The organism is uncultured Oribacterium sp. (genome assembly GCF_902481605.1).
Taxonomy (GTDB): domain Bacteria; phylum Bacillota; class Clostridia; order Lachnospirales; family Lachnospiraceae; genus Oribacterium; species Oribacterium sinus.
In genome coordinates this window covers 1-11,335 of the sequence record NZ_CABSXI010000015.1, presented here as the reverse complement: position 1 = coordinate 11,335, position 11,335 = coordinate 1, and the positions used below count along the sequence as shown (strand labels likewise).

Here is an 11,335-nt window from a genome sequence, read left to right as displayed (position 1 = left end):
ATTCAATCTCCAGAATCGACAACGATCCATTTGCCGCGCTTTTGTGCCCCTTCACGGCTCAGCTTTCCGCGCTTACGCAATGCATCTATCACATAGCGGATACCACTGACAGACATTCCGCATTGCAAAGCCATCTCTTTTATCGTAATCGATGGATTATGCTTAATCAGAGTAATAACCTTTTGTTCTGTGTTGGTTTCTGTGTTGGTTTCTGTGTTGGTTTCTGTGTTGGTTTCTGTGCCAGTTTTTCTGCTAGTGTCAGTCTTTTCGCCTGCCTTACTGTCAGTTTCTAAGCCAGTATTGGATGGATTGGCTTCATGATTGGCATTAATGGCCTTATAAATCGTCACCTTGATCCCATCGCCGAACTCAGAAAATTTCGGTTCCGGCAGCCCCATTTCTGCACAAGCTTTATATAATCTGGGCACCCCGGTTCCCCAGCCTTCAATCAGATTCATATACTGAAATGCCTCGGCCAATGCCTTATTCCGACATTTAGATTTCCCGGAGAGCGCATCCGCCACACTTAAACCAGCACACAGCATACCCGGAGAATCGATCTCGACTCTGTCATCGTAGATAGAAACCTGAATATTTGCAGGATCTACATAGCTGCGGTGCAAAACCGCATTTGTGATGATCTCACGGATAGAACTGACCGGAAGCTCATAGACATCCTGCCGGTAAAGTCCCTCTATGATGGCACCCTTATTTGTGTGACGCAGCACAAACTGATGTGCCTGCTCGATCTGTTCCTGTACCGGTCCACGGAATTCCTTGCGGTCGATAAAATCCACTTTTTCAGTTCCTTTGAACAGGGCACACTGGATTTTGACATAACGCTCTCTCGGCTTGGTCAGAAGCGTAAAGGCTCTGGAAGGAACAAGTTCGCCCTCTTTTCGGAGCAGAATACCAAAGTCCTCCAGTTTTTCGGTCGTAAGCTTATGAACCGCATTTTGGGCATCGGTACCTCTGTATTCTGACAACGCAGTCTGATACATGCTTTCCATCAGAGCTTCGACCGCTTCTTCGTCATAGGAATCACCGATCTCCCACAGGGTATCATAGGACATCCGCGCACCTTCCAGCTCCAGTTCCTTCAAAATGAACTCACCACAGGGGCGGCTGGTTCCATTGATCCGCACATATGCAGACGCTTCTTTTCCGGCAGACTTCAGGTAATACGGCCGGTTAGTGCCCGGGAATACTTCTACTTCAAGAATCGTCTTTCCCTCCAGTGTTTTAGCGGTAATATCTGTAAAGATCTGGGGTGTACAGGCATCAGAGATCATATTGGAGATTGCATCAGAAAGTTTGAACGGATTCTGTTCCCCTAATCCTTTCACCTCACCTGTTTCATCCTCTATGCCTATCACAACTTTGCCGCCGCTGGTGTTGGCGAAGGCAATGATGTCCTTCAGAAACTTCTCATGCTTCTTCGGGATCTCCTCTTTGAACTCCACATATTTTCCTTCACCGAAGTATTCTTTGGAAACTGCCATGCCATCACCCCCTTACTTCTTCGTCATGATATTCTTGGAATCCGCCAACACTTCGTAGAATTTGCCGTCGTTTGCAGTCTGAATCTTGCGATAGTTGACCTTCACGCCGTCATCCAGATCCAGCTCGATGCGGGAAAGTGCCAGATGCGCCAGCTTCTCATCATACTCTCGGCATTCCTTCAGTTGCTTCTGCAGCTTCTCACGACGTTTCGTCGCACTGGCGACCTCACGGGCATTGGTGCTGTGGTCGATCATATCTTGCATGCGGCTGATCTCGCTCTCATAGATGCGCTGCATCCTGTGCAGGTAATCATTGCGCAGGTTTCCGATCGTATCGGCATTGTAGCGATGCAGATAGATCAGTGCCTTGAAACCGTTCTGCTTGCCGCTGTCAAAGAGCCAGTAGATTGGACGCTTGCCGGAGCCGGTGACGGAATAGGTCTGGCAATGATCCTTGAAGAAATCATTCAGGAAGTAATTCCGGATGACTTCACGAGAGGAATTGCCCTTGTTTCCCAATGCATCGGCGATGAAGTCCAGATTCTGTTCCAGCGTTGCCTCGCCATAGACGACTTTCAGCCAAGTACACAGGCGGGTCACAATGTCGTCTTCCAGATACTCCTCGTCCGTGATGGGAATCACGTTATCCGCATCCGGCAGGAAAGAGGAGTACCTGGAAGCATCCCAAGTGCCGCCGGCATAAGCAAGGCCTTCCGTATCCAGAGAATATCGGCCGAACATGCAGCCCACGGCGTAGGAAAGCAAGGACTTGATGTCCCTCTGAAGATCCGCCTTGCGGACGGTCACATCCTTGTCCTCGACTTCCGGGGTCAGCTTATCGTGCAAGCCGTAAATGCCAATGAAGATGCGGTTGAGTTCTTCCTCGTTGGATTTGAGCTGGTCAAAGCGGGCTTCACATCTGCTTGCCCAAATTTTGTAGAAATCCTCCACCTTATATGCGTAATCAGGATCGTCTGCATAGATAGGAATCATAGGATGACGTTGAAAATCCCATGATGTTTCAAAGGAATCCCAGTCTGATTTCGATAATTCAATATCCTCCTTAACTAATAGCTCTATTTCCTCTTCTTTTTCAGCAGACTGAATGAGTGGGATTTTGTTATAGTCTCCCAATTTAAAGTGAAGGGTTGGATTCAGGACTCTTGACAGTACACTTACATAAACCGAATTCAGTAGTCCTAACAAGTAATAAATGTTTTTCGTTGTCGAAAATGCCGTTGCAGCACAACCATCAAAAACCGAGCCAAATGGCTCATATCTGAATGCAACTCCATGAGTTGACATATCTGTCCAAGTTAGGCATTCACGAAAATAAAAGTCCCTAGAAGGAAGATGATTCCCTTGATTTAACAGTATATTGTAGCTATTCCTGTCAAATTTAATCACATATTCGAGATTTCCATACCACTTCCGATAAGAACCGCCTTTGTTATAAATAGCATACTTTTTTTCAGCATTATGAAACGCCTCTGTACTATGCGCTGATTGCCAGAATTCATTATTGTTAATTTCAAACCATACCCTTACAAAAGTATCATTATCCCCGGTATTCATTCCACAACGAGAATCAGAAATCTTGGATAGTGTATCGTTTAAAAAACTTTGCATAGTTGCCTCAGATAAAGCATAGGTTACTGGCTCACCAGGAATTAACTTCATCGAGTCATTTGTTACTGTGTACCGTTTTCTTTTGGAAAGAAAGCCCTTTTGCTTGGCAGATTCTCCATATAAGTCAACTAAATCGATATATGTTCCTTTGTAACCTCTCGTTCTGGAATTTCTTCTGATAAAAGTGGTCGTTTGAACTACTTCTCCGCCAATTTCATCGAATGCCCGAGCTCCTAAATGTGCCATATTTACACATTCAGTATTAGAAATATTAGTTCTTAGACGCTCAAAACTTGAGATGAACATCCATGTATGCTGCGTAATCATTGCTAAGTAGCTATTATCCTGCAAAAATCGAAGGCCTTTTTCAATAAATACTGCAAACAGATCGGCCTTTGAATCTGGATAATACTTCTTTATAAAGCCAGATAGTTTTGCATCCATACCACCTGCCCCCATATACGGCGGATTCGTGGTCGTCGCCATATATTGGTTTGCCATCACCTCGGCCACATCAATGACTTCCTGTAGCCTCTGTGCAGCATTCTCCACTCCAGTCGTATCCAGGCTGAGCTGTCCATACTCAACAGTGGGCACAGCAAAACGGCGCAGCAAATCCCAATTCCGTTTCTTGATATTGAGAATGCTGCCGTATTCTTTAGCATCTTTGAACTCCGCGATCAGTTCTTTGATTTCCTTCAGGGCAGTCTTCCGCTCGTCCTCGGGCAGGTTTCCGCCCATACCAGTCAGAGCAGCATCGGTGATGCCGTTGCTCTCCTTGATGGAGTATACCTTGCAGGTATGCTCATCGTTCAAGATACGCCGGTTATATTCCCTCGCCTTCATCATGACGGCAAAGTAGGCCATCTGGGAGGCACGGTCGTCAATATCCAGACCGAAGAGATTGTGTTCCAGAATGCTTCTGGCAGCGTCCCGCTGTCCGTAGCCGGCACTCTCGTAGATCTGCATCAGAACGGAAAATCCATAGACCAATATATGCCCAGAACCCATACAGGGATCGATCATGGTGATCTGTTCCGGGGTCAGCTCTAGTCGCTCCCGGCGAAGCTGGCGAAGCTTTTCTTCCACTTCCGGTTCCTGCTTTGTCTCCGGAAGATAATACTTCCAGCCAAAACCGGCTGCCAGCTCTGCCTCGTCCTTGGACTCATCCAGTGCTCGCAGGTGTTCGATCCAGAGTCTGCCGACAGAGTTTTCCACCATGTACCGGACGATCCAGTCTGGTGTAAAGAGCTGAGTTACCGCCGGGATCTCTTCCTTGGTGATCTTGCCATTCTTTGCGAAAGCTTCATTCTTCAGCTCGGTATTGTAATACTGATACAGCCAGCCGATAATCTCCACCTGACCGCCCAGTTCGATATTGAAATCTTCCTCCGGAATATCGTGCACCAGATGCCAAACCACGCCATCGTGGTCGATCACGGAGAGATTTAAGAGCAGTTCGGAGTCATCACTGGTCTTCTCAAACAGGGCAGGCAGGATCTCATTTAACGCATTACACTGCTTGATAAAGAGGATGCGGAAAACCTCCTCCACCTTGCTTTCCTGTTTCAGACGATAGATTTCCTGCTCCTCATCCGCAGAAAAGGAAAGCCCAGCGCCAAAGGGTGTGGTAACCAGATCCGGTTCAATCTTGCCGGAATCGGAGGACAGCACTCGGATGTGAGATGGCAAATAATCGTTGACCTCCATAAAGCGCACGGCAATCAGGCGGTTGAACCAGGTATAGGCAACCTCCTCGATCACGTACTTATAGGCAGTTTTGTAGTTGGACTCTCTTTCCTTACTGCGGATTTTCTCCACCAGTGACCGGCGCTGCTTCACCGCATCCCCATCAATGGAATACGGTTCCGCCGTGCCGATGTCGTAAAATTCGGTCGTCCCGGTGGACTGCGGGAGGGCTTTCTGGATGCCCTCTGTCGTAATGCCCATCAGACCGGCACGGTAGCTGATATCCGCAATCAGCTTGTTCCTTGCCCAGATGGCAAAGTTCTTAATGGCAGTCTTATTCATGAGCCACCCCTTCTAAAAATCCAAGTACACGATTACCGATTTTTTCGACAATATCTGTATATTTCAGAACGTTGCTTTGCTTAACGATGATATGTTGCCCAATACGATAATGAGTGTCTCCGCTTTTTGCAATATAATCCTGATCAACTATTCCATCTTGGTGCTGAAATAAATGTCTTTGCTGGAAAAGTACCTTCAAAGCCTGCATCTCATGATCATCTATCCAGTCTTCATAACCATTACCAACCAGTTCTTTCCACAACACAGACCCATCATTAAGCCTCTGAAATACATTCCGCTTCAAAGGTTTTGCGTTTTCCAACTGAGGATAGACGCATTCACATACCCTTTGGAACGCCACAACCAGGTCGGGAATAGAGCTTTCAAGCAGCGATGAGCATGCTCTTGCAGCTTCGTCCTTGCTATACTGTGAAATTGTCTGGCTAATCAAATCCAAATTTTTGATTTTTGCTCTGACTTTATCAATGGTATTGTTGAAAGTGAGTTTTGCGGAATTCTGTCCGCAGCAAGGGCAATAAAATGCCGACCAGACAACCGCATATCTCGCGCCACAGTTATCACATTGGATTTTTTGTTCCATCTCCTCAAGTGCTTCCGCAGGGAGATTCACGAAGTGTGTCGGTCCTTTATACTTCATGGACATTCTTACAAAGCTTTTCCGAGGCTGGGATCGGTTAAAGTCCTTAGCATCCCGACTTAAAGCCTGGCCTAATTTTGCAGATATCATCTGTGTAGCCTGTTCTTCCGCCTGCTCTAATTGCTCAGTTGTCCACCAACTATTAGCCGACGCTGTATGTCCACAAAACGGACAATAAACCGCTTCATCAGAGAATAGGTTCTCCCAATCCTCCGCATTGACTTTGAACTGCGAAAGACAATCCTCATTTGGACACTCCTTATCGAAATATCCATCGTCATCAGGGAGTATCGGCATAGAATAAGTCGTTGTCCTGTTCAGCTCTTCTAAAGCTTTGATTGTATGTCTAAAATAATCTCTACTCATTAAAACTCCACATTCACTATGTCGTTGGTCTCCAGCTCCGTCAGCAGTGATTTCCGCAGGGCCGAGAGCACCTGTTCAACATCATCCGCACTCTCCAGACGCCATGAGGAAGCATGTGTCATGTTCTTGATCGTGACGTTCTTTGTCTTCTTGACGTGGTATGTAACTTCCGGTTCGGCCACTCTGTCAGGAAGCGCCTTGCCCTCTTCCTTTGCCTTCCGTGCAGCTTCTTCCGCAGCTTTTCTTGCTGCTTCAGCCTTCTGTTCGGTGATCCGGCGATCCATTGTATCCATCTCATTCAGGAGGCGGATTTTCAGAGCCTCGGCCTTATCTGCAAAGCTGCGGAGTGTGGAGACGTTGTTGCAATGTTCTGCACCATCATGGATCTCCCGGAACAGGTCAATGTACCGAGACCGTTTTTCACCGGCATATTCCTTGGTGTTCAGGACTTCCAGTACCCGTGTCTGTGCCTGATCGATGGAATCAATGACCGGCTTTTCCTCACGGGTGAGGATCTGCATATACACTTCCATAAAGCGTTTGCAAAGCTCCGGAAGCTTGGGGATATTCTGATACGGTTTTTCCTGCCGGGTGATCTGCCGCATTTCATGAACGACTTTCTCCAGCTCCTCATCTACGATGTAAGTCTTGGAGTCATCATAGATTGCCAGCATATCCAGCGCACGGCTGAAGATCTGCTGCTGTTCTCCATTGAAGAAAGCCTTGACCGGTTCGTAATCCTCCGCGAAGTCGTAGTAGTCTTCCCGGTTCTTCGATACATACTGGAAGAATTCCAGCGGAGACTGGATCTGCAGCACAGACTGCATGATACGCTTGCCGGTTTCAAGAGCTTTCCTTCCGGGGAAGGCGTAGCGCTGATATTGCGGTTCCAGACGAAGAATCTCATTGATGGTGTTCTGGGCATACCGCTGGAAATTCTTCATGATGCTGTCTTCGTCTTCGGCTACGCCGGAGGTTCCGAAGACTTCCTTCATCACATCCCGGACAGCTTTCTTGTCCTTCTCATTCACGCGGACGCGCTCCTCCATCAGGAGCTTTTCCACAAACGTTTTCTTTGTGATAAAGCTGATCAGCTCTTCTTCAGTCTTGTTATTCTGGTTGACACTGGCACCGTTCACCGTAAAGGCAAGGTCTCCTCGCTTAAAGAGCCGTGCCACCAGCCAGTGCACATCGTCCTCCACAAAACCATAGGGAGCTTTCATGAAACGATCCTTGATCGTCTTCATGGAGGTCTTCATGTGCATATGGGTATTCTGAGCGATGAAGGCCAGCACATCATCCAGCGCATGGGTGTTGGGCTCCGTCGTGCCTTCCAATCCCAGTGTCAGCTGGTTAGTGGAATGGAACATTTTCCGGATCTCTGCCTCGCCGCATGCAACGTCAATATAGGAAAGTTTGTTGTAAACGATCTGTACCAGGCGGCCGATGGATTCGCTGATCCTGCCGGTCACTTCCTTGGCAGAGGTACGGATGGTATCGCCGTTCACATAGATGGTAGCTTCCTTCAGGCTCTCGGTCAGATACAGCTTCGCGTTGGCATTGCGTTCGCGCATCTCCACGCGCTTTGCCTCTTTGATGGTCTCGTACTTGGCAAGCTGCGTAGATGTATTCAGACGCAGGAATTTTTCGATCTTCAGATACTGCCGGATCTCATCCAGGAATGCGGCATCGTTAGGGAGAACGACAAGCACCTCCCGTCCCTGGCCGGACATCATGCGGAGCGTCGTGTCATCGTTTCCTCCCTCATACCACGGTGTCAGGATACGCAGACCGAAGTCATAACCCTGCCCGGATTTGTAGGGACGATCATCCACTGCCTGATTAAAGCCAAAGGAATACCTTCCGTTAAAGGTCGGGTAGCGGTATTTCTTGTCGGTGAAGATGTCCTCGAAAATCATCTCGGAAACCTTGTTGATGACCTCCGCCATCTCCACGTTCTGGCTGTCGATCTCGCGGTTAATCTCCTGCTCCTCATCAGTCAGGAAAACATAGAGGCTGCCGTTTTTCTGCACCAGCATCTGACGCATGAGCACCTTCAGGGATTCTTCCACCTTCTCCTTGATGGTGATACGGTCATCGTCGATATTTTCGACCATGAGGCTTACGATGTTGTCGATGTTGGATTCGATCTCCAACACGTATTTGATCATGAAGAGAGCTTTTAGCACGTTGATGGTGAAGACATCGCTCTCCTTGTGATCCGGGTTGATATAGTTGTTATCATACGCCTTCATGATCACGCCCTTATGGCTGTGATCCAGGAAGTTTTCCAGCGCATCATAGAAGCGATGGAACGGCACGATCGCGCCGACTTCTTTCTCTTTGATCGCCTCGGCAGATTCCTTGAAGAGTGCCAGCATGGAGCGCTCGCCCTCGGATAGATGCTTTCCGGATGCACCATGAGTGCGGATGGATGTCAGCACGCTGGCAAGGAGGTTGAACTGATAGGGGATGAAGGGATAGACCTCCGCAAAATCCCGGTCGTTTGCATATAATTTTTTCTCCACGCCATCGTTGAACACGATCAGATTCTTGATGATGGTAGATTTCTGCTCGTAAAGCAGGCGCAGTGTCTGCGCTGCGGTCTCATTCTTATCCAGAATTCTCTTCTTGATGACGGTATCGACATTGGCGGAGGACAGGGACAGACGGGTATCAAAGCGACCCTGAATCTTGGAAAAGTCGTTGCCCTTGACCTTTGTAATGGAGTCGATATCCTGCTGGCTGGTCACGATGACCCATGCCTTGCCCATGCACTCACGGCCCAGTTCTTCCGTCACGGTCTGGAGATTCAACATCAGCTTAGAATCGTCGCCGATGTACTGGCCGATCTCATCCACGAGGAAGACAACATGATGGTTGTTTCCCATGCTGTCAATATAGGCCTTTACGCGCTTTGCAAAGTCTTCAATGCTGATCTGATAATCTCCGATCGCAGCATCACACCAGTTCCAGGCTGCCTTCTCGCTCATATATCCCATATCAACCAGAGCATTCACTACGCGATCTTGCTTGGAGAGAAATTCGTGGCGTTCTTCATACCAGTCATGGGCGGTGACTTTCTGGTAGGATGCTTTGAACTCCTCGTACTTTCCGTCCTCGGTAAGCTTCCGCTCCAGATCGGCGATATAGGGGATCGCGCCGCAAAAGCCCAGGGAGTTGTTAAACACCTTCAGGAAAACATTCACGATGGCATCCTTATTGGATTTTCCATCCGATTCGCTCTTGGCGTCAATATTGAAGATGATCACATCGGAGGGTGTATTGGCGGCCAGCTTCATATCCGCCAGAACCATCGGATCGGAAATCTTCTTGTCGTCGATGAAAAAGTCGATGGCGTGCTTGTCACCGATGACTTCATTGTCCAGGATGTAGGATAAGATTTTCAGCAAGTGAGATTTACCGCTTCCAAAGAAACCGGAGATCCACACGCCCATCTTGGTAGTGTTCCCGTTGATACCTTTGGCATAGGCAGAGAAGAAATCTGCAAAGTGGCGCTGCAGCTCAGGCGTGACCACATACTCTTCAAGCTCGGTGGCGATATTGGTTTTCTCGCCCTGTCCGGCGATCACAACACCCTGGATATCACGGGTGATTGATTTCTTAAACATCTCTTGAATTCTCATGGTCTCTACCTCACTTCACAAGCTTAAATGCCCGGTAATAATTGTCGTCTTTGATCTCGTTGAACAGAATCAGTTCCTGCTCGTTGTAGGTTCCGGGGAAGAACAGCACCACCGGAGCTTTGAGCACCGACTGATGCAGGTTGTTCAGAATTTTATGGGACCTAAGCAGCGGATAGCATTTGCCAACACCGGTCAAAAATACGATAGCGTTCTCTGGGGTCTGCTCCACGAGCTGCCGGATCAGGATGCTGTCATCCTCGTTCATCTTCATGGAAGTGGAAGCTGCCCGGACGATATAATCAAATCCGCGGCGCTCCTCATAACGGATATAGGAATTCACAAAGTCCTTGCTCTCCAGGTAATCCATGATCATGTCATAGAGATCAAAAACCACCAGTTCAAAGCCATCCGTACCCTTGGCGTTTTTCTTCTTCATGTATTCGATTCGCTCACGAACCTCAAGCTCCTTGGCCGGATCATAATCGAATACCCAGTAGTTCACCTCATTGGCTCTTCCGGAACTCTCCCGGAATTTGGGCTTATGGATAGCATCTTCCATCTCATCTAGCCTTTCCTGTAATCCTACCATCATCTCACCCCCGTAATTGCTTTGAGTTCATATGTAAGGCCGTTGTCCTGCATCCATCTCTCCATCGCTGGATCGGGAAGTGGCTTGTAAATTTCCCGGACATCCTTTGCTTTGTTTATGACACCGGCCTCATAAAGCATAGACTTGTACGATACCATCATTTTTTTGATTGTTGCCTCCGTCCACTTGGCAGCGTTTTCATCTTGCTCCTGCTTGTTTTTGAAGAAGATCCGCAGGTCGCTGTCGGAAAGCTCATTGCTGCCAATGATCATCTTCTCCCGGACAATCTCGTAAACAAGTGCGCCGAATAATGCGTCATACGCCATCGCCGCCACAAGAGCAAAAAGCTTTTGCGACGCAAGATCACACCCCGCAAAGACATCATAAAAACTGTCATCAAGACTCTTCACTCGCGCAGAAACTGTATTGAAGATCTGTGTTGCCCGGAGGGACGTAGGTGCTCCAAATATATTTTCATTTTCATTCAGGCTTTTGATTTCTTCCCAGCTCATGCCTTCCGCTCGAAGCGAGATCACTTTGCGAAATTCCATGAACCAGAAGCCATGTTTTACAGCGCCCGCACTGTACTTACTTCTATCCATCAAAAGAATACCCCATCTCTATTGTACGGAACTGGCTGTACCATTTTCCGGACTCGGTTCAGGATCAGGAAAAATTTCCATTATGTCATCAATGCTGCAGTTCATATTAAGGCAAATCTTCTCCAGCACGTCCACCATCACGTTTCCTCCATTCTGAAGTTTATTCAAAGTCCCCTGGCTGATGCCGGTAAGTGCTTTGAAGTCTTTCTTCTTCATATCTTTGTCTATCAATAATTTGAATAACTTCTTGTACGAAACTGCCATAACCTTTACCTCTCAATATGAGCTCCATAAATGGCTACAAAACCAAA

Annotated in this window: 7 protein-coding genes; all 7 read right to left on the bottom strand. The window is 47.8% G+C overall.

The window, feature by feature from the left end; all coding sequences use genetic code 11:
- Nucleotides 1-2 precede the first annotated feature (2 nt).
- The 7 genes from RDQ32_RS04260 to RDQ32_RS04230 are packed head-to-tail and all read right to left on the bottom strand — an operon-like array spanning nt 3 to nt 11,288.
- The gene (locus tag RDQ32_RS04260; protein WP_308579232.1) at nt 3-1,502 is read right to left on the bottom strand and encodes an RNA-binding domain-containing protein; all 1,500 of its coding nucleotides are present in this window, start codon (nt 1,500-1,502) and stop codon (nt 3-5) included.
- Nucleotides 1,503-1,514: 12 nt separating this feature from the next.
- The gene (pglX, locus tag RDQ32_RS04255; protein ID WP_308579231.1) at nt 1,515-5,162 is read right to left on the bottom strand and encodes a BREX-1 system adenine-specific DNA-methyltransferase PglX; all 3,648 of its coding nucleotides are present in this window, start codon (nt 5,160-5,162) and stop codon (nt 1,515-1,517) included.
- On the bottom strand, nt 5,155-6,186 hold the full coding sequence (locus RDQ32_RS04250) for a hypothetical protein (RefSeq protein WP_308579230.1): 1,032 nt from the start codon (nt 6,184-6,186) through the stop codon (nt 5,155-5,157). Before RDQ32_RS04250 ends, pglX begins: the two co-directional genes overlap by 8 nt.
- On the bottom strand, nt 6,186-9,833 hold the full coding sequence (gene brxC / locus RDQ32_RS04245) for a BREX system P-loop protein BrxC (protein ID WP_308579229.1): 3,648 nt from the start codon (nt 9,831-9,833) through the stop codon (nt 6,186-6,188). The genes RDQ32_RS04250 and brxC overlap by 1 nt, the downstream gene beginning before the upstream one ends.
- A 10-nt stretch (nt 9,834-9,843) precedes the next feature.
- Complete coding sequence (locus RDQ32_RS04240; RefSeq protein ID WP_308579228.1) at nt 9,844-10,425, bottom strand: DUF1788 domain-containing protein; 582 nt, start codon at nt 10,423-10,425, stop codon at nt 9,844-9,846.
- A complete protein-coding gene (locus RDQ32_RS04235; protein WP_308579227.1) occupies nt 10,422-11,024 on the bottom strand; it encodes a DUF1819 family protein in 603 nt (200 codons plus the stop codon). The genes RDQ32_RS04240 and RDQ32_RS04235 overlap by 4 nt, the downstream gene beginning before the upstream one ends.
- Before the next feature lie 18 nt (nt 11,025-11,042).
- Nucleotides 11,043-11,288: a helix-turn-helix transcriptional regulator gene (locus tag RDQ32_RS04230; protein WP_308579226.1), complete on the bottom strand. Its 246-nt coding sequence runs from the start codon at nt 11,286-11,288 to the stop codon at nt 11,043-11,045.
- Between the last annotated feature and the right edge of the window lie 47 nt (nt 11,289-11,335).